At 60.8% G+C, this 16,979-nt stretch carries 18 protein-coding genes; 11 read left to right on the top strand and 7 right to left on the bottom strand.

The window, feature by feature from the left end; genetic code table 11:
• The first annotated feature begins 27 nt into the window (after positions 1-27).
• From AC4PS7_RS20190 to ureC, 6 genes are all read left to right on the top strand, one after another.
• Positions 28-867 (top strand): urease accessory protein UreD, encoded by an 840-nt coding sequence (locus AC4PS7_RS20190; RefSeq protein WP_045791352.1) that lies wholly within the window; start codon positions 28-30, stop codon positions 865-867.
• Positions 868-1,028: 161 nt separating this feature from the next.
• Positions 1,029-1,331, top strand: a complete 303-nt coding sequence (locus AC4PS7_RS20185) for an urease subunit gamma (RefSeq protein WP_010213535.1) — start codon at positions 1,029-1,031, stop codon at positions 1,329-1,331.
• A 9-nt stretch (positions 1,332-1,340) separates the two neighbouring features.
• Positions 1,341-1,853 carry a GNAT family N-acetyltransferase gene (locus tag AC4PS7_RS20180; protein WP_031291419.1) on the top strand — a complete coding sequence of 171 codons (513 nt, stop codon included), beginning with the start codon at positions 1,341-1,343 and terminating at the stop codon, positions 1,851-1,853.
• 5 nt (positions 1,854-1,858) lie between these two features.
• Complete coding sequence (locus AC4PS7_RS20175; protein ID WP_010213537.1) at positions 1,859-2,392, top strand: GNAT family N-acetyltransferase; 534 nt, start codon at positions 1,859-1,861, stop codon at positions 2,390-2,392.
• Positions 2,389-2,694: an urease subunit beta gene (locus AC4PS7_RS20170; RefSeq protein WP_042570874.1), complete on the top strand. Its 306-nt coding sequence runs from the start codon at positions 2,389-2,391 to the stop codon at positions 2,692-2,694. Before AC4PS7_RS20175 ends, AC4PS7_RS20170 begins: the two co-directional genes overlap by 4 nt.
• Positions 2,695-2,807: 113 nt before the next feature.
• On the top strand, positions 2,808-4,508 hold the full coding sequence (ureC, locus tag AC4PS7_RS20165) for an urease subunit alpha (RefSeq protein WP_010213540.1): 1,701 nt from the start codon (positions 2,808-2,810) through the stop codon (positions 4,506-4,508).
• Between the two features lie 73 nt (positions 4,509-4,581).
• Here the strand turns inward: ureC and AC4PS7_RS20160 are convergent, their stop codons facing one another.
• Complete coding sequence (locus AC4PS7_RS20160; RefSeq protein ID WP_137205744.1) at positions 4,582-5,520, bottom strand: DnaJ C-terminal domain-containing protein; 939 nt, start codon at positions 5,518-5,520, stop codon at positions 4,582-4,584.
• Positions 5,521-5,758: 238 nt separating this feature from the next.
• Here AC4PS7_RS20160 and AC4PS7_RS20155 point away from each other — a divergent pair, with 238 nt between their 5' ends.
• Positions 5,759-7,027 (top strand): Hsp70 family protein, encoded by a 1,269-nt coding sequence (locus AC4PS7_RS20155; RefSeq protein WP_010213544.1) that lies wholly within the window; start codon positions 5,759-5,761, stop codon positions 7,025-7,027.
• Between the two features lie 135 nt (positions 7,028-7,162).
• Here AC4PS7_RS20155 and AC4PS7_RS20150 read toward each other — a convergent pair whose 3' ends face one another.
• The 3 genes from AC4PS7_RS20150 to AC4PS7_RS20140 all read right to left on the bottom strand — a co-directional run bounded on the left by AC4PS7_RS20150 (position 7,163) and on the right by AC4PS7_RS20140 (position 9,532).
• The gene (locus AC4PS7_RS20150; RefSeq protein WP_010213545.1) at positions 7,163-8,176 is read right to left on the bottom strand and encodes an AI-2E family transporter; all 1,014 of its coding nucleotides are present in this window, start codon (positions 8,174-8,176) and stop codon (positions 7,163-7,165) included.
• Positions 8,177-8,369: 193 nt separating this feature from the next.
• Complete coding sequence (locus AC4PS7_RS20145; protein WP_010213547.1) at positions 8,370-8,672, bottom strand: PsiF family protein; 303 nt, start codon at positions 8,670-8,672, stop codon at positions 8,370-8,372.
• A gap of 71 nt (positions 8,673-8,743) precedes the next feature.
• A complete protein-coding gene (locus AC4PS7_RS20140; RefSeq protein WP_010213548.1) occupies positions 8,744-9,532 on the bottom strand; it encodes an AraC family transcriptional regulator in 789 nt (262 codons plus the stop codon).
• 97 nt (positions 9,533-9,629) lie between these two features.
• Here AC4PS7_RS20140 and AC4PS7_RS20135 point away from each other — a divergent pair, with 97 nt between their 5' ends.
• On the top strand, positions 9,630-10,499 hold the full coding sequence (locus AC4PS7_RS20135) for a DMT family transporter (RefSeq protein WP_010213549.1): 870 nt from the start codon (positions 9,630-9,632) through the stop codon (positions 10,497-10,499).
• Here AC4PS7_RS20135 and AC4PS7_RS20130 read toward each other — a convergent pair.
• Both AC4PS7_RS20130 and AC4PS7_RS20125 read right to left on the bottom strand, forming a co-directional pair.
• Positions 10,496-11,386: an esterase/lipase family protein gene (locus AC4PS7_RS20130; protein ID WP_492179710.1), complete on the bottom strand. Its 891-nt coding sequence runs from the start codon at positions 11,384-11,386 to the stop codon at positions 10,496-10,498. The two genes, AC4PS7_RS20135 and AC4PS7_RS20130, sit on opposite strands and share 4 nt — an antisense overlap.
• 80 nt (positions 11,387-11,466) lie before the next feature.
• Positions 11,467-12,108, bottom strand: coding sequence for an FMN-dependent NADH-azoreductase (locus tag AC4PS7_RS20125; protein ID WP_021493231.1), 642 nt, complete (start codon positions 12,106-12,108; stop codon positions 11,467-11,469).
• A 136-nt stretch (positions 12,109-12,244) separates the two neighbouring features.
• Here AC4PS7_RS20125 and AC4PS7_RS20120 point away from each other — a divergent pair, with 136 nt between their 5' ends.
• Positions 12,245-13,144: a LysR substrate-binding domain-containing protein gene (locus AC4PS7_RS20120; RefSeq protein ID WP_021493232.1), complete on the top strand. Its 900-nt coding sequence runs from the start codon at positions 12,245-12,247 to the stop codon at positions 13,142-13,144.
• Positions 13,145-13,242: 98 nt separating this feature from the next.
• Positions 13,243-13,773: a ferritin-like domain-containing protein gene (locus AC4PS7_RS20115; RefSeq protein WP_010213553.1), complete on the top strand. Its 531-nt coding sequence runs from the start codon at positions 13,243-13,245 to the stop codon at positions 13,771-13,773.
• A 201-nt stretch (positions 13,774-13,974) separates the two neighbouring features.
• Here the strand turns inward: AC4PS7_RS20115 and AC4PS7_RS20110 are convergent, their stop codons facing one another.
• Positions 13,975-16,044, bottom strand: a complete 2,070-nt coding sequence (locus AC4PS7_RS20110) for an AsmA family protein (RefSeq protein ID WP_154974295.1) — start codon at positions 16,042-16,044, stop codon at positions 13,975-13,977.
• A gap of 359 nt (positions 16,045-16,403) precedes the next feature.
• Here AC4PS7_RS20110 and AC4PS7_RS20105 point away from each other — a divergent pair, with 359 nt between their 5' ends.
• Entirely contained in the window at positions 16,404-16,856 is a 453-nt protein-coding gene (locus tag AC4PS7_RS20105) for a hypothetical protein (protein WP_010213556.1), read from the top strand.
• Positions 16,857-16,979: the final 123 nt, after the last annotated feature.

Genomic DNA, 16,979 nt, shown 5'->3' with positions numbered 1-16,979 from the left:
TAGCCTCCTAACGATAAGCACTCTGCCATGAACCTGCCCGTTACTCCTGCGCTGTTCACCCCCAGCTGGCATGCCGAGCTGGAGCTCGGCTATGCGCGTTTCGGCGACACCACGCGGCCAGTGATGCGTCGCCACCTCGGCCCCTTGCGCGTGCAAAAGCACCTGTATGCCGAAGGCCCCGAGGTGTGCCAGCACATCATTGTTCACCCGCCCGGCGGCATTGCCGGCGGTGATCGCCTGGACATCAGCGCCCATGTCGGCGCAGGTGCCTGGGCGCAACTGACCAGCCCCGGCGCCGCCAAGTGGTATCGCGCCAAGGGTCCTGCGTTTCAGCAGTTGGACCTTACCGTGGAAGCCGGCGCTACGCTGGAATGGCTGCCCCAGGAAACCATCGTATTCAGTGCCGCCCAGGCCGAACTCACCACGCGCATCGAGCTGCACGGCGATGCACGCCTGTTCTACTGGGACGTGGTCGCCCTCGGCCGCCCCGCCAGTGGCGAGCGCTTTGACCAGGGCCACTTTCAATCCCACTTGGATATCCGCCGCGACGGCCAATTGCTCTGGCATGAACGCCAGCGCATTGTGGGTGCCGACGGTTTGCTCGACTCTCCCATCGGCCTGGACGGGCAACCGGTGTTTGCCACGTTGCTGCTGACGGCTGATATCGAACCTGAGTTACTCGACACTTGCCGCGCCCTGCCCCACGCGGTGCGCGGCGACCTGACCCAACTGCCAGGCTTGCTGGTCGCCCGTTGCCTGGCCAGCGAAGCGCTGCTGGCGCGAGGTTGGTTGATTGATCTATGGAAACTGCTACGCCCAGCCGTACTTGAACGCGCAGCTGTTCCACCCCGAATCTGGAGCACATGAAGATCAAAATGTGGGAGCGGGCTTGCTCGCGAAAGCGGCGGATCAGAAACAGATGCATTGACTGACGCACTGCATTCACGAGCAAGCCGGCTCCCACATAAACCCATTCAACATTGATCTCTGGTGTTTTTAAGCATGCAATTTATGAAGGACCTTGAACCATGGACCTGACCCCACGGGAAAAAGACAAACTGCTGATCTTCACCGCAGGCTTGGTGGCCGAGCGTCGCCTCGCACGCGGCGTGAAGCTCAACTACCCGGAAACCATCGCCTACATCTCCGCCGCCCTGATGGAAGGTGCCCGCGACGGCCGCACCGTGGCCGACCTGATGCACTTTGGCACTACGCTGCTCAGCCGCGAACAAGTGATGGAAGGCATCCCCGAAATGATCCCGGATATCCAGGTGGAAGCCACTTTCCCCGACGGCACCAAGCTGGTCACCGTCCACCAGCCGATTGCGTGAGGCCTGATGATGATTCGTGACGCAACCCAAAATGATTTGCCGGCGATCCGCGATATCTACAACGACGCAGTGCTGAACACGACCGCGATCTGGAACGAACAACCGGCGGACCTGGGCAACCGCCAGGCGTGGTTCAGTGCGCGACACGCCCAGGGCTATCCGATCCTGGTATCGGTAGAAAATGGTGAAGTCACTGGTTACGCCTCGTTTGGCGATTGGCGGCCGTTCGAAGGTTTTCGCTACAGCGTCGAGCACTCGGTGTACGTGCGCAGCGACCAACGCGGCAAGGGCCTGGGCCCGTTACTGATGGAGGCGTTGATCGAGCGTGCACGCGCTTGCGGCAAACACGTGATGGTCGCCGCCATCGAGAGCGGCAACCAGGCCTCGATCCGACTGCATGAGCGCCAGGGATTCATCACCACCGGGCAGATGCCCCAAGTGGGTATCAAGTTCGGCCGCTGGCTGGACCTGACCTTTATGCAACTGGCGTTGAATCCGGGCGCCGAACCGCCCAAGGAGTGACACCAATGAATAGCGCGCAAGTGCGTCGAGTCAATGCGGAAAGTTTTGCCCACTATCGTCTGGGCTTGATCGAGTTGTTGCTGGACGCGGTCAGGCACGGCGCTTCCGTCGGCTTCATGGCCGACTTCGACGAGGCCCAGGCCCGCGAGTATTTGCGCGGCGTGCAGGCCAGCATCGAAGACGCCGGCCTGTTGCTCTGGGTGGTGGTGCGCGACGAACACGTGATCGCCAGTGTGCAATTGGCGCTGTGCCAAAAAGCCAACGGACTCAACCGCGCCGAAGTGCAAAAGCTGCTGGTACACAGCAGCGCGCGACGCCATGGCCTCGGCCAGCAACTGATGAACACCCTGGAACTCGCCGCCCGCCAGCACAAGCGCGGCTTGCTGTACCTGGACACCGAAGCCGGCTCACCCGCCGAAGCCTTCTACCAGTCGCTGCGCTATATCAAGGTCGGTGAACTGCCCGACTACTGCCAAAGCCCGGACGGGCGCTACAGCCCGACCGCCATCTACTTCAAGACCCTGGGGCAACCTGCATGATTCCTGGCGAATATCAGATCCAGCCTGGTGACATCGAACTCAACGTGGGCCGCCGTACGGTCACCCTCAGCGTGGCCAACAGCGGCGATCGGCCGATCCAGGTGGGCTCGCATTATCATTTTTTCGAGACCAATGACGCACTGACGTTTGATCGTGCCTCAAGCCGTGGCATGCGCCTGAATATTCCGGCGGGCACGGCGGTGCGGTTTGAGCCGGGGCAAAGCCGTGAGGTTGAGTTGGTGGATTTGAGCGGCGGTCGCCGGGTGTTCGGGTTTGCAGGTCGAGTCATGGGTGACCTTTAGGCCCTCTTCGTGAGCAAGCCCGCTCCCATATTTAGTAGGCATTTCAACATGTGGGAGCGAGCTTGCTCGCGAAAGCGGATTCACATTCAACACACATTTCTCAGGGCACACACATGAAAATCAGCCGCCAAGCCTATGCCGACATGTACGGCCCCACCGTCGGTGACAAGGTCCGCCTGGCCGACACAGAGCTTTTCGTCGAAGTCGAAAAAGACTTCACGGTCTACGGCGAAGAAGTCAAATTCGGCGGCGGCAAGGTCATCCGCGATGGCCAGGGCCAAAGCCAATTGCTCGCCCATGAGGTGGTCGACACGCTGATCACCAACGCGCTGATCATCGACCACTGGGGCATCGTCAAAGCCGACGTGGGCCTGAAGAACGGCCGTATCCACGCCATCGGCAAGGCCGGCAACCCGGACATCCAGCCTGGCGTGACCATGTCCATCGGCGCCAGCACCGAAGTGATTGCCGGCGAAGGCATGATCCTCACCGCCGGCGGGATCGACAGCCACGTGCACTTCATCTGCCCGCAGCAGATTGAAGAGGCGCTGACCAGCGGCGTCACCACCATGATCGGCGGCGGTACCGGCCCGGCGACGGGCACCAACGCCACCACCTGCACCTCCGGCCCGTGGCACCTGGCGCGCATGCTCCAGGCCAGTGACTCGTTCCCGATGAACATCGGCTTCACCGGCAAGGGCAACGCCAGCTTGCCGGAGCCTCTGATCGAACAGGTGAAGGCCGGCGCCATCGGTTTGAAACTGCATGAAGACTGGGGCACCACCCCGGCGAGCATCGACAATTGCCTGAGCGTTGCCGATCAATACGATGTGCAGGTAGCGATCCACAGCGACACCCTCAACGAGTCCGGTTTCGTCGAGACCACCCTGGCCGCGCTCAAGGGCCGTACCATCCACACGTATCACACCGAAGGTGCAGGTGGCGGTCACGCACCGGACATCATCAAGGCCTGCGGCTTCCCGAACGTGCTGCCGAGTTCCACCAACCCAACGCGGCCCTTCACTCGCAACACCATCGACGAACACCTCGACATGCTGATGGTCTGCCACCACCTGGACCCGAGCATTGCCGAAGACGTGGCCTTCGCAGAAAGCCGCATTCGCCGCGAGACCATTGCCGCCGAAGACATCCTGCACGACCTCGGCGCGTTCTCCATGATCAGCTCCGACAGCCAAGCCATGGGCCGGGTCGGTGAGGTGATCACACGTACCTGGCAGACCGCCGACAAGATGAAAAAACAGCGCGGCGCCTTGCCTGGCGATGGTCCCGGCAACGACAACTTCCGCGCCAAGCGCTACATCGCCAAGTACACCATCAACCCGGCGATTACCCACGGTGTGAGCCATATCGTCGGTTCGATCGAAGTGGGCAAGTGGGCCGACCTGGTACTGTGGCGCCCGGCGTTCTTTGGCATCAAGCCGACCCTGATCCTCAAGGGCGGCGCGATTGCCTCAAGCCTGATGGGCGACGCCAACGCTTCGATCCCCACGCCGCAGCCGGTGCACTACCGCCCGATGTTCGCCAGCTTCGGCGGCTCGTTGCATGCCACCAGCCTGACCTTTATCAGCCAGGCTGCGCAGGATGCCGGTTTGCCCGAAGCCCTGGGGTTGAAGAAACAGATCGCGGTGGTCAAAGGGTGTCGCGACGTGCAGAAAACCGACCTGATCCACAACGATTACCTGCCGGATATCGAGGTGGACCCGCAGACCTACCAGGTCAAGGCCGATGGGGTGCTGCTGTGGTGTGAGCCGGCGGATGTGTTGCCGATGGCGCAGCGGTATTTCCTGTTCTGACTCGAACCAACAGGCCACGACTTGTGGCGAGGGCGCTTGCTCCCTCGCCACAAGGACAGTGTTCGCTTTCGCCTTAGAACTGCTCGCGCGGATTAAAAGCAGCTTTCTGCGCCAGCTCCTGCCACAAGGCTTTCACCTCGTCATTGCCTGCCGGTGGCATCACGGCCTTGAGCTGCACGTACAGGAAGCCACGCTGCCCGGCCTTGTTCAACAAGCCATGGCCCTTGGCGCGCATGCGCTGGCCGTTCTGGCTGCCGGCTGGCACCTTGAGGTTGATCTTGCCGGTCAGGGTCGGCACGGCCACTTCCGCGCCCAGCGCCAATTCCCACGGCGCCAGCGGCAGGTTGATGATCAGGTTTTCGCCATCCACTTCAAACTTGGGATGCGGCGCAAACTTGACGATCAGGTACAGGTCACCGTTGGCCCCACCGCCAACACCTGGTGCGCCCTGGCCTTTGAGGCGGATACGCTCACCGTTGACGACACCGGCGGGGATCTTCACGTTCAAGCTCTTGGTGGTGTTGCTCACATGCCGGCCCGAGGCGTCGTATTGCGGCACCTGGAAGCTGATCTGCTTGGACTCGGTTGACAGCGTCTCCTCAAGGAACACCGACAGCTGCATCTCTACGTCCTGGCCTTTACGCCCGGCAGGGCGGCGTTGGCTGCCACCGAAGGCATCGCCACGGGAGCCGAAGATCGAACTGAAAAAGTCCGAGAAATCCTCACCGCCACCGCCGCCGCCAAAGCCCCCACGGCTCTGCCAGCCCGGTGGTCCCTGGAACGGCTGGCCATGCTGGCCGTATTTGCGCAGCTCGTCGTATTCGGCGCGCTTGTCGGCGCTTTTGAGCGCTTCATAGGCTTCGGACGCATCCTTGAACTTGGCTTCGGCGTCTTTTTCCTTGCTCACGTCGGGGTGATATTTGCGCGCGAGCTTGCGATAGGCCGCCTTGATTTCCTTGTCGTCGGCCGTCGGCTCTACGCCCAATATCTTGTAGTAGTCTTTGAAATCCATCGGCGGTTCACCATCCTTAATCGAGATCGCACAGTCCGGGGCACAACGTGCGCTGCATTGCACTTGTTGAGTCTTGTGGCCTGGGTATGCGTCAAAGTGTTATCGGCACTTGCCGTATGCAACAGATGTTGGGGCAAATACCCAACTTTCAAGCGCGATTTAGCGGATAGTCGGCCTACGCATCCGCCTTCGACTGGCATACACTGCGCGGCCGTTTTTCAACCGGAACCCGATAGACATGAAAAACCCATCCCCAGCCCGTGCCTGCGGTATCGACTTTGGCACGTCCAACTCCACCGTCGGCTGGATCCGCCCCGGCGAGGAGACGCTCATCGCGCTGGAGGACGACAAGATCACTCTGCCGTCGGTGGTGTTCTTCAACTTCGAGGAGCGCCGCCCGGTGTACGGTCGCCTGGCGCTGCATGAGTACCTGGAAAACTACGAAGGCCGGCTGATGCGCTCGCTCAAGAGCCTGCTCGGTTCCAAGCTGATCAAGCACGACACCAGCGTGCTCGGCACAGCGATGCCGTTCACCGACCTGCTGGCGCTGTTTATCGGCCAGCTCAAGAGCCGCGCCGAAGCCAATGCCGGCCGCGAGTTCGAAGAAGTGGTGCTGGGCCGCCCGGTGTTTTTCGTCGACGACGACCCGATGGCCGACCAGGAAGCCGAAAACACCCTGGTCGACGTGGCGCGCAAGATCGGTTTCAAGGACATCTCGTTCCAGTACGAGCCGATCGCGGCGGCGTTCGACTACGAGTCCACCATCCAGAAAGAAGAGTTGGTACTGATTGTCGACATCGGCGGGGGTACCTCCGACTTTTCCCTGGTACGCCTGTCCCCGGACCGTCGCCACAACGACAACCGCCAGAGCGACATCCTCGCCACCGGCGGCGTGCATATCGGCGGGACCGACTTCGACAAGCAGCTCTCGTTGAACGGCATGATGCCGCTGTTCGGCTACGGCAGCCGCATGAAGAGCGGCGCCTACATGCCCACCAGCCATCACATGAACCTGGCCACCTGGCACACCATCAACTCGGTGTACTCGCAGAAATCCCAGCTGGCGCTGGGCAGCATGCGTTATGACATCGAAGACACCGGCGGCATCGACCGTCTGTTCAAGTTGATCGAGCAGCGCGCCGGCCACTGGTTGGCCATGGAAGTGGAAGAAACCAAGATCCAACTCACCCACGAAGACAGTCGCCATGTGCTGCTGGATCGGGTTGAACCGGGCCTGAGCGTGGAACTGAGCCGGGCGCTGTTCGAGTCGGCCATCGATGGCTTGCTGGAACGCGTGCGCAACAGCGTCACGCAATTGCTCAACGATGCGTCGGTGAGCGTGGCCCAGGTGGACACCGTGTTCTTTACTGGCGGTTCCAGCGGAATCCCGGCGCTGCGCCACAGCATCTCGGCGATGTTGCCGAATGCGCGGCATGTGGAAGGGAATATCTTTGGCAGTATCGGCAGCGGGTTGGCGATTGAGGCCAGTAAGCGCTACGGCTGCTGAGCGTTAGCTTTGAACGGCGGTGCGCCCTTCGCGAGCAAGCCCGCTCCCACCTTTGGCTGAGTTCCAACGTTGGAACACGTTCAAAGGTGGGAGCGGGCTTGCTCGCGAAGGGGCCGGCCCAAGCAACATCAATCTCTAAACCATTCCCCCAAGCTTCAACTCACTCTTGAGATACGCGTAATAAATCGGCCCCGCCACCACCCCGGGTAGCCCAAACGCAGCCTCAAACACCAGCATCGCCAGCAACAACTCCCACGACTTGGCACTGATCTGTCCACCCACAATGCGCGCATTGAGGAAGTACTCGACCTTGTGGATCACGATCAGATACCCGAGTGCCGCCACCGCCACCCAGATCGACAGCGACAGCGCCACGATGGTGATCAGCGTGTTGGACATCAGGTTGCCGATGACGGGCAGCAAGCCGAGCAGGAACGTGAGGACGATCAGGGTTTTGGTCAGCGGCAGGTGAATCCCGCACAGCGGCAGCACCACGGCGAGGAACACGGCGGTGAAGGCGGTGTTGAGCGCGGCGATCTTGATTTGCGCGAAGACAATGTTGCGAAAGGCCTGGACCAACAAGTGCAGACGATCGAACAGCACGGCGGCCAGGGGTTTGCGCTTGGTCAAGTCGGGCACGCGCTGCAGGGCAATGATGGCGCCGAGCACCATGCCGATCAGCAGGGTGACAAACATGTGGGCGGCGTCTTTGCCGACCAGTTGCAGTTCACTCAGGTGCTTGCTCATCCAGTCGCCGATGGCCACGCGGAACTCGGCGGCGCTGGCGGGCAGGTAGGCATCGATGAACGGCGGCAACTGGCCGCGCGCGCGGTCGACCACGCCCATGAATTTGTCCAGGGAAGCCCCGGGGTTTTCCGCTTCGTGGAGCAGGAAGCTGATGGCACCGGCGAAGATCAGGGTCAGTACACTGACGATCAAGGTGCCGAGCAGCGCCACCGCCAGCCAGCGCGCGCGCCGGCCTTCGATCAGCCGTTGCAGTTGGGGGGTCAGCATGTTGACCAGCTCGAACACCAACAGACCGGCCAGCAGGCTGGGCAACAATTTGAGCGGCAGCACCAGCAGCAGTCCGCCGAAAATGATGATGTAGCTGGCCAGCAATATCACGTGACGCTGAGAAAACGTTGGCATACAGCCTCAAAACGAACGGCGTTAAAGGATGGGCAGTCTGCCAGCCTTGAAGGAATCAAGCGAGAGGTCTTGGTGTTGCAAACTTGTCAGCGTGGCAACGGGCTTGCTCGCGAAAGCGGGGGTTCAGTCACTGAGGTGTTGAACGAAAAACAGCTTTCGCGAGCAAGCCCGCTCCCACAGGGGATTCGCCTACTCAACTGCCTTTGAGGCAGGTGCTCATGAAGGTTTTGCGCGCATCGCCAGTCAGCGCCTTGGTTTTCGCCGACGCATTGCAATCCTTCATCTTCTGCTGCTGCGGCGTCAGGGTCTTGGCGTCATTGGCCGCCGGGGCGGACAGGCAGGTCTTCATGAAGGCCTTGCGCTCGTCCCCCTTGAGCGTCTTGGTGGTCGCTTCGGCATTGCAGGTGGTCATTTTATTTTGCTGGGCGGTGGCGGCAAAACCTTGGGAACACAGCAGCAGGCCCATCATCAACAACGGAATTCGCAGCATCTTCATGGAGTTTTCTCCCTGTTGCCGTGCAGGAGGGCACGGCCTACCGGGTAGTGTAGTCAAAGCCTGTTACATCTTCACCGACTACGGATATGCGTCCGCCGGTATTGCTCTGGGGTGCAGCCCGCCTGGCGCTGGAACATGGCGATAAAGGCCGAAGCGCTGCTGTAGCCCAGATCAAATGCGACATGTTGCACGCTGCGCTGACTGTCGAGGGCTTCAATGGCCGCCAGGTAGCGCAGGCGCTGGCGCCACTCGCCGAAGCTCATGCCCAGCTCCCGCACAAACAGGCGAGCCAGGGTGCGTTCGCTCACGTGGACTTGCTCTGCCCAGTGAGCCAGGGGGCGATTGTCGGCAGGGTCGGCCTGCAGGCCTTCCAGTACGCCCAGCAGGCCGGGGTGACGGGCGTAAGGCAGGAAGCAATCGTGGATCGGCGCCTGCTTGAGCTGGTCCACCAGCACCTGGGCCAGGCGAATGTCGGCGTCGGTCTGCGGCATGTTCACGTCACGCTGGGCGAAATCGCTGAGGATGGCCTTGAGGATATCGCTGATGGCCAGGGTGCAAGGCTGTTGCGGCAGCCGCTCACAGAGTTCCGGCGCCAGCCCCACCGAGTGATAGACGATCGCCTCGGCATTGTAGGAGCTGTGTTCGGTGTGGGGTGGCACCCACACCGCGTATTGCGGCGGCGACATGAAGCGGTTACCGGCCACTTCCATGCGCATCACGCCGCTGGCCGAATAGTCCAGCGAACCCCAGAAGTGCTGGTGCGGGGTGCACTCGGTGTCGGGCGCGAAATCCGAATAGCGAAAGTACACCGGGCTCGGCAGCCGGGGAAAATCCGGAAGGCGTACGTTGTGCTTGGCCATATTGTCTGGATACAGAGGTGGTTTGTCTGGATCGCAGTATAGGCTTCGATCCAGACAATGGATAATCCTGCCTCATCAACACACTTGGTTCATTTCGATGCAATACGCTTATCCCTTGCTGGCCATTTTCATCTGGGCTGGCAACACCGTCGTCAACAAGCTGGCCGTGGGCGCGCTGTTCCCTGCAGAAATCGGCTTTTACCGCTGGTTGCTGGCGGCGCTGCTGTTTACACCGTTCATGATCAAGCCGGTGATCGCCAACTGGGCGCTGATCCGCCCGAACCTGGGCAAGGTATTCATCCTCGGCGTGCTGGGCATGGCGGTGTACCAGAGCCTGGCGTACTACGCCGCGTCGCTGACCACGGCGACCAACATGGGGATCATCCTGTCGTTGATGCCGTTGATGGCGCTGACGGCGGCGATCATCAGCCTGGGCCAGCGCCTGACCTACGGCGCGCTGACCGGTGCCGTGCTGTCATTTGCCGGCGTCGTGGTGGTGGTCTCCGCCGGCAGCCTCGACGCATTGCTGCAACACGGGGTCAACCTGGGTGACGGCATGATGCTGGTCGCGACACTGGCCTACGCGGTCTACAGCACCCTGCTGAAAAAATGGCAGCTGCGCCTGCCGCCGTTGGTGTTGCTGTATCTGCAGGTGCTGGTGGCGGTGGTGGTGCTGTTCCCGCTGTTCCTGTTCTCCGCGAAAGCGGGCCTTGGCTGGGCGAACATTCCGTTGGTGCTGTATGCGTGCCTGCTGGCCTCGATGTTGGCGCCACTGGCGTGGATGCATTCGGTGAAGACCTTGGGCCCGAGCCGCACCACGCTGTTTTTCAACTTGCTGCCGTTGATCACTGCATTGATCGCCGCCGTAGTGTTGAAGGAAGAGTTGGCGCTGTATCACTTGGTGGGCGGTTTGCTGACCTTGGGTGGGGTCATTCTGTCGGAACGCTGGACCACCCCGGTGCGCTAGACCCCGGCATCCTTCAAGCGCCGGACATGCTCGAGAAACAGTCGGATAGGCTCGGCGCCCTTGCCCACCAGGCCCAGGGACTGGTTGACGATATCGAAGTGGTCCAGGGCGTAGTCATCGCCGATCACCCATCCCAGGTGCGAGCTGTAGCGTCCGACCATGCCGTCGCACTGGCCCTTTTCACGCACAAAGCTGCGGGCGAACAGGCGGCAACTGCGGTGGGTGCCATCGAACAGGTTGCGACCACGGTCAGTAATGCCCGGCTGTAAAGTGCCGGACCACGAGTAATAACGCACGCCGTTGACCTCTTCTGCCCCCTGCCCACCCCATGTCTGTGGCAACCCCTGTGGATAGTGCTGATTGAACAGCGCCACGCCCGCACTCGTCAGCGAATGATGGGAGGCCTGCAAGTCCGCCTTGAAGCGTGGCCCGCGATAGCCGGTCTCCAACACGCCCATCACCCAGGCGACCAGGTGAAACAGCGCGCTCATGATCCGCCCCTTCACGCCGTCCACTGGGTAATTGAGATGAATGTGGTCCGCCAGCTCGGAGCCATGGTTGGGCCCGGCCACCGACGTGACCGACGCCACCCACTCCGGGCGCTTGGCCGCCGCATACCGCGCGGTGAGCGCGCCCTGGCTGTGACCGATCAGGTTGACCTTGTCGGCCCCCGTTTCACGGCGGATGCGCTCGATCTGCACCAGCAATTGCTCGCCACGTACTTCACTGGAGTCCAGCGGCGCCACCTGCACAGGAAACACCTGTGCGCCACCCGCCTGTAGCGCCGGGACGATGCCGTACCAATAGGGAAACCAAACGAGGCGCACGAACCCGAGCATGCCGGGGACCAGCACCAAGGGGTAACGCGTGGCAAGGGATTGCGGCATGGAGCAGGCGTCCAGGGCGATGGAAGTAATAGGTCCATCCTAGATCAACCGACGTGACCACCCCATGACATCCGGGCTTTTTAGAAGTGCCCAGCCAGGTCATGCAACTGGCGCTCGGCGTCGGCATAGGCACGCTGGAATACGCTCTTGTCCGACTCTTCACCTTCGGCAGCAATCACCCGCACATCCTCGATACCGATATAGCCCAGTACCGTGCGCAGGTGCGGGTCGGCATGGTTCATCCATTCAAACTCGCCACCCGGACCAAAGCCATTGCCGCCCCGGCTGGTGATGATGAGTGCACGTTTGCCCTGGAGCAAAGGCTGATACTGCGCGATGCCCTGGCTGTCTTGAGTGATATCAAAGGTCAGGCCCATGCGCACGATCTGATCAATCCAGGCCTTGAGGCCACTGGGCACGCCGAAGTTGTACAGGGGCATGGAAATCACCAGGATTTCGTGGTCAATCAACTCTGCGACCAGTTCATCGCTCAGTTGCAGGTCGGCCTTCATCACCTTGGGCATGGATTGCGGTTCGGGGTAGAAATTCGCCGCGACGAACGCTTCGCTGACGTGAGGAATCGACGCTCGACCCACTTCGCGCCGCGTGACCTGCGCGCCAGGGTTGGCGGCCTGCCACACGTCGAGAAAGGATTCGGCCAGGCGCCGCGAGTGGGAACGTTCGCCACGGGGGCTGGCGTGGATAACTAGCATTTTTTTCATCTGTATGACCTTCGCGAGTTAGACTCAGACGGTCTGGATAGCCGTCGTTCTTAAGCGCAAATCTAGAGTCGCTGGGTACTTCCGACAAATGAGCAATAGTTGATCCGGATGAATCCATTTCATCCATGGAGCTGAAATGTTTGCCTCGCTACCCCTCACCGCGCTGCGCACCTTTGAATCGGCGTCGCGCCTGCTCAGTTTCAAGGCTGCCGCCCAGGAACTGTCGGTCACACCCACGGCGGTCTCCCACCAGATCCGCAGCCTGGAAACCTGGCTGGGGGTGCCGCTGTTCGAACGTCTGCCACGCCAGGTGCGCCTGACGGAGTGTGGCGAACGGCTGTTCCACAGCGTGCACGGTGCCCTGCTGGACGTGGCGCAAAGCCTCGACACCCTGCGCCCGCAACGCAGCACCGGGCACCTCACCGTATCCACCACGCCAGCCTTCGCCGCCTTATGGCTGGTGCCACGGTTGGGACGGTTTTACGCCGCACACCCTGGTATCAACCTGCGCCTGGATACGCAGTGTGAAGTCGTCGACTTGCAGCAAGATGCCAGCGTCGATCTGGTGATCCGCTATAGCCTCGATGACTACCCCAACCTCTATGGTTTGTGCTTGTTCGATGAATCTTTTGCGGTATACGGCTCCCCCGAGCAGGTGGTGCTGGCCCAAACGCAAGCTCCCACACTGATCAGCGTGCGCTGGCACAACTCCAAGCTCTACGCGCTGGGCTGGCAAGCCTGGTGCGAGAAGGCTGGGGAACGCTGGTTGCGGGACGCGCCGATATTGCGCGAATACGACGAAGAGCACTACGCGCTGCAAGCAGCCATCGCCGGTCAGGGCCTGGTCCTGGCCAGCAACATTCTGGTATCGGAAAGTCTGGCTTCGGGGTTACTGGTGCCTTACCGGCCCCGGATCAGCGTGGACGGGGCGGGTTACAGCGCGTTGTGCGTACCGGGCCGCGAGCGCCATCCGCCAGTGCGAGCATTCTTCCAGTGGATGCAGGAGGAAGTCAGGCTGTCCGGTCACGCCTTGTAAAATCCGATAAAACTTTTTGTGTTGCGCGGGACTCACAACTTGGAGCGATCACGCCGGCAGAGCGTGGCGCAAAACCGGATTAGTACCAGGAGATTGAGATGACCGAAGCAAACTTGACTGACGTTGCGACCCTGCGCAGCCGCGCCCGCCAGAACGTCGAGAACGGTGCCGTGACCGAAGGCTACGATGCCGACCGCGAAGAAATCATTCGCCTGCTGAACGCCTCGCTGGCCACCGAGCTGGTCTGCGTACTGCGCTACAAGCGCCACTACTTCATGGCCAGTGGCATCAAGGCTGCAGTGGCCGCGCAGGAGTTCCTTGAGCACGCCACCCAGGAAGCCGAACACGCCGACAAACTCGCCGAGCGTATCGTGCAGTTGGGCGGCGAGCCGGAGTTCAACCCGGACCTGCTGTCGAAAAACTCCCACGCGCAATACGTGGCCGGCAAGGACCTCAAGGAAATGGTCTACGAAGACCTGGTCGCCGAGCGGATTGCCGTCGACAGCTACCGCGAAATCATCCAGTACATCGGTGATAAGGACCCAACCACGCGCCGTCTGTTTGAAGAAATCCTGGCTCAGGAAGAAGAGCACGCCGACGACATGGCGGATATTCTCGAAAGCCTGTAGGCCACCCTCGATAGGCGCCGCCAAAAAAGCCCCAAGGGGAGCGACCGCTCCTACTTGGGGCTTTTTTATACGCAATCACTGCGATAGAAACGGGCATCTACCTGTTAGCGTTGACAGTAGACGAGTTACCGTCAACAGGGCTAATGGATATTTCCCTTCAGGCTCCTGCATATCAGACGCGATTTTCATCCCTACCGGAGGCTAGCCTTTTACTGTTTTCGGCGCCTTGCCTTCCTTCATCTGCTGCAGCAACGGCGCGCACTCATTCGGCTCACCACCGCTCGGCGCGACCAATGCCAGCAACCCGGCCGCCGGGCCGGCAACCACACCCAGCGCAACCATGCCCGCGCCCCGCAATGCCAGCGGAATGGCTTTCACACCCGCATTGGGCTTGATGAACGGCCCGTTGACGTACAGCGGTGAGCGCAGGGAGAACAGGCGGAAGCCTTTGGATTCCGGATTGATGGTCAGGTCCAACTGTTCCGTGGCCATGTTCGCCGTGCCCTCGATGTAAATGATGGCGTTCTCGGTATCGAACACAAACAAACGCGTGGTCGCCAGGCCTGTCTTGATACCGAAGTCCGCCGCCGCGCAGTTGATCTTCACTTCCTTGTCGCCAAACAGGCGGCCCACCACGTAGTTGCCCACGTTGAGCCCGGCGATTTCCATCAGGCCACGGCTAATGGCGCCGTCGTTGATCAGCATCTTCAGGTCACCGTTTGAGGTGCCCAGGAGTGCCGCCACGGAGTTGCCACGCCCGGAAATGTCGGCATCGCCGTTGAGTTCACCGAAGCTGGTTTTCATCGGTTCGAAGGTCGGGAACAGCTGCTTGAGCTTGAAGTTGCGCGCAGTGAGTTTGGCGCGACCTTCCATTGGCGTGATACGGCCGTTGAGGCGAATCTGCGCATCCAGCTTGCCGCCGGCGACGCCGAAACGCAGGGGTTCGAGGCTCAGCTCGCCATCATTGAGCACCAGGTGGGTGTAGAGGTCGGTGAAGGGCAAATCGGCACTGTGCACGATGCGCTTGCCGGTGAACTCCACATCGGCATCCATGACACGCCAGCGCTCGGTGCGGAACTCTTCCACCGGCAACACTTTGGTCGCCGGCTGTTTGCTGTCACCGCCACGGGCTTTTTGTTTGGCGTTGGAGTCGGCGCCGATCAGCGGTGCGAGGTCGGTCATCAGCAGTTGGTTGGACACCAAGGCGCCACTGAGCTTGGGCCGTGGCTGGCTGGCGACGTAGGCGAGGTTGCCGTGGATGTCGCTGTTGCCGATCTTGCCGTTGAAATTTTCATAGCGGAACGAAGCGCCGTTGGGCTCGTGCAGCTTGGCGATGAGATGACCGTCGGTGGAATAGGCTGGCGAATCTGGCAGGGTCACGCCGGTCAGTGGGTAGAGATTGCCCAGACTGGAACCGGCGAGTTTCAGGCGCAGGTCGAGCGCGCCGAGGTTCATCGGGTCGGTCAGCGTGCCGGCCAGGGCGATGCGGGTGTCGCCAATGTTGACCTGGGCTTGCAGCGGGAACGGCTTGGCCGCGTCCTGCAGGGCCAGCAGGCCACCGATCTTGCCGCTGCCGTCGAGCTTCTGGCCGTGGTACTGACCTTTGACCTTGAGGCCGAACGCATAGTCCTGCGGGGCGGAGCCTTTTTCCAAGGCCTTCTTGGCATCAGCGTCGCCGACGATTTCGCCGAAGGGAATGGGTTTGCCCAGCGGGTCGATGATCACATCCAATTGAGTCTTGAGAGTCTGGTCGTCGAGGGTCACGTGGCCCTTATCGAAGCCGATGGCACCGATGTCCACCACCCAGTTGGAAGGCGCGGCGTTTGGGTCCTTGGGGTCGAACTTGAAGGTCCAGTTGGCGCGGCCATCGCTCAGGCGCTGCAATTGCGCGCTCGGCTCGGTGAGATCGATACGCGGGATCACCACACGCTGCACCAGCAACGCCAGGGGAGAAATGCGCAGTTCCACCTTCTTGAGGGTGACCATCTGCGGGTTCTTCGACCAGTCCGGGTTGCCCAAGGTCAGGTCTTCGGCAATCACATGAGGCCATGGCACCCAGGCGCGCCAGCCGCCTTCATCGGGTTCACGCGCCCACACCACCGCCAGGTTGCCGTTGATGGCAAATGGCCGATGCAGTTCTTCAGAAACCTTGGCATTGAGGGGCGGCTTGATGCGGTTCCAGTCAAAGAACACCAGGACCAACACCGCCACAGCGATTAACAGAGCGAAGCTGGCGCAGCTCCAAGCGACAATTTTACGAGTGCGCGTCATTGCACAGGACTCCTGAATACGACTGGCTGGGTGACAGCCTTTTAAGACAGTTTATAGAACTCCGACTGGCAAACCGCCTGGGGGTTTAACCCAATCCCCGATTTGCCTGGAAAAACCTCAATTTCTGACCAACTCGACAGATTCGGCCTACGACGGCGCACCATTGTTACCCACGAACGTGTCGAAAATACCCACCCCGGTGCAAAACCGCGTGCTTGAGAGGCCCGTTCTAGAGCCTCCGCCTAGAACAATCAATTCTGTTGATTATTACCATTGTGTTTATGAACTTTTATATCGACTTATCGAGAGTAGCATTAGCCCTGTACCCACTTTATCGCCCTCCCAAGGAGCAACCCATCATGAAACGCCAACTACTCGCTACCGCCCTGTTATCTATCCTGGCTTCCAGTGCCTTCGCCCTGCCAGCCGCCGAACAGGCCACACCCCAAGTCAAAGCTGACGCCATTCATTTCAGCCAGACCGTCGCTCGCAGCGGTTCGCAAGAAGACGAGAACCGTGACTACGCCAAAGGCGCTGTCGCTGAAAATGGTTCGGAACACGCCAACAAACGCGCTTACACCGAAGGCCTGACCGAAAACGGCCGCAACCGCCTGGAAGAAAAAGGCCTGGTTGAAGGTGGTGCTGATCGCCTGCTGGAGCGCAATGCTGTTGCCGAAGGTGGCCGTGATCGCCTGGAACAGAAAGGTCTGGTCGAAGGCGGTGCAGAACAAGCCAACAAACGCGCCTACACCGAAGGCGTTGCTGAAGGCGGTGCTGACCGTCTGCAAGAACTGCATCAAGCACAGAGCTAACCCCGTGGTGGCCGAGAAAAAAGCCCGATCTGTCGATCGGGCTTTTGCTTTCCTGTAGATCGCGTCACGCCCTTCCCCGCCAAGTTCGACGCCAACAGAACTGTTTTGCTAGAGTGCGTCGCT

The organism is Pseudomonas sp. DW-iso3 (genome assembly GCF_058725305.1).
The sequence above is the reverse complement of the archived record's forward strand: the minus strand, read 5'-3'. Positions and strand labels throughout refer to the sequence as shown.

Excerpts from the sequence above, each read along its gene's own strand:
- AC4PS7_RS20145 (WP_010213547.1), bottom strand. The coding sequence starts at position 8,672 with ATGAAGATGCTGCGAATTCCGTTGTTGATGATGGGCCTGCTGCTGTGT.
- AC4PS7_RS20185 (WP_010213535.1), top strand. The coding sequence starts at position 1,029 with ATGGACCTGACCCCACGGGAAAAAGACAAACTGCTGATCTTCACCGCA.
- AC4PS7_RS20125 (WP_021493231.1), bottom strand. The coding sequence starts at position 12,108 with ATGAAAAAAATGCTAGTTATCCACGCCAGCCCCCGTGGCGAACGTTCC.
- AC4PS7_RS20120 (WP_021493232.1), top strand. The coding sequence starts at position 12,245 with ATGTTTGCCTCGCTACCCCTCACCGCGCTGCGCACCTTTGAATCGGCG.
- AC4PS7_RS20115 (WP_010213553.1), top strand. The coding sequence starts at position 13,243 with ATGACCGAAGCAAACTTGACTGACGTTGCGACCCTGCGCAGCCGCGCC.
- AC4PS7_RS20150 (WP_010213545.1), bottom strand. The coding sequence starts at position 8,176 with ATGCCAACGTTTTCTCAGCGTCACGTGATATTGCTGGCCAGCTACATC.
- AC4PS7_RS20175 (WP_010213537.1), top strand. The coding sequence starts at position 1,859 with ATGAATAGCGCGCAAGTGCGTCGAGTCAATGCGGAAAGTTTTGCCCAC.
- AC4PS7_RS20180 (WP_031291419.1), top strand. The coding sequence starts at position 1,341 with ATGATTCGTGACGCAACCCAAAATGATTTGCCGGCGATCCGCGATATC.
- AC4PS7_RS20155 (WP_010213544.1), top strand. The coding sequence starts at position 5,759 with ATGAAAAACCCATCCCCAGCCCGTGCCTGCGGTATCGACTTTGGCACG.
- ureC (WP_010213540.1), top strand. The coding sequence starts at position 2,808 with ATGAAAATCAGCCGCCAAGCCTATGCCGACATGTACGGCCCCACCGTC.
- AC4PS7_RS20170 (WP_042570874.1), top strand. The coding sequence starts at position 2,389 with ATGATTCCTGGCGAATATCAGATCCAGCCTGGTGACATCGAACTCAAC.
- AC4PS7_RS20140 (WP_010213548.1), bottom strand. The coding sequence starts at position 9,532 with ATGGCCAAGCACAACGTACGCCTTCCGGATTTTCCCCGGCTGCCGAGC.
- AC4PS7_RS20130 (WP_492179710.1), bottom strand. The coding sequence starts at position 11,386 with ATGCCGCAATCCCTTGCCACGCGTTACCCCTTGGTGCTGGTCCCCGGC.
- AC4PS7_RS20160 (WP_137205744.1), bottom strand. The coding sequence starts at position 5,520 with ATGGATTTCAAAGACTACTACAAGATATTGGGCGTAGAGCCGACGGCC.
- AC4PS7_RS20105 (WP_010213556.1), top strand. The coding sequence starts at position 16,404 with ATGAAACGCCAACTACTCGCTACCGCCCTGTTATCTATCCTGGCTTCC.
- AC4PS7_RS20135 (WP_010213549.1), top strand. The coding sequence starts at position 9,630 with ATGCAATACGCTTATCCCTTGCTGGCCATTTTCATCTGGGCTGGCAAC.
- AC4PS7_RS20190 (WP_045791352.1), top strand. The coding sequence starts at position 28 with ATGAACCTGCCCGTTACTCCTGCGCTGTTCACCCCCAGCTGGCATGCC.
- AC4PS7_RS20110 (WP_154974295.1), bottom strand. The coding sequence starts at position 16,044 with ATGACGCGCACTCGTAAAATTGTCGCTTGGAGCTGCGCCAGCTTCGCT.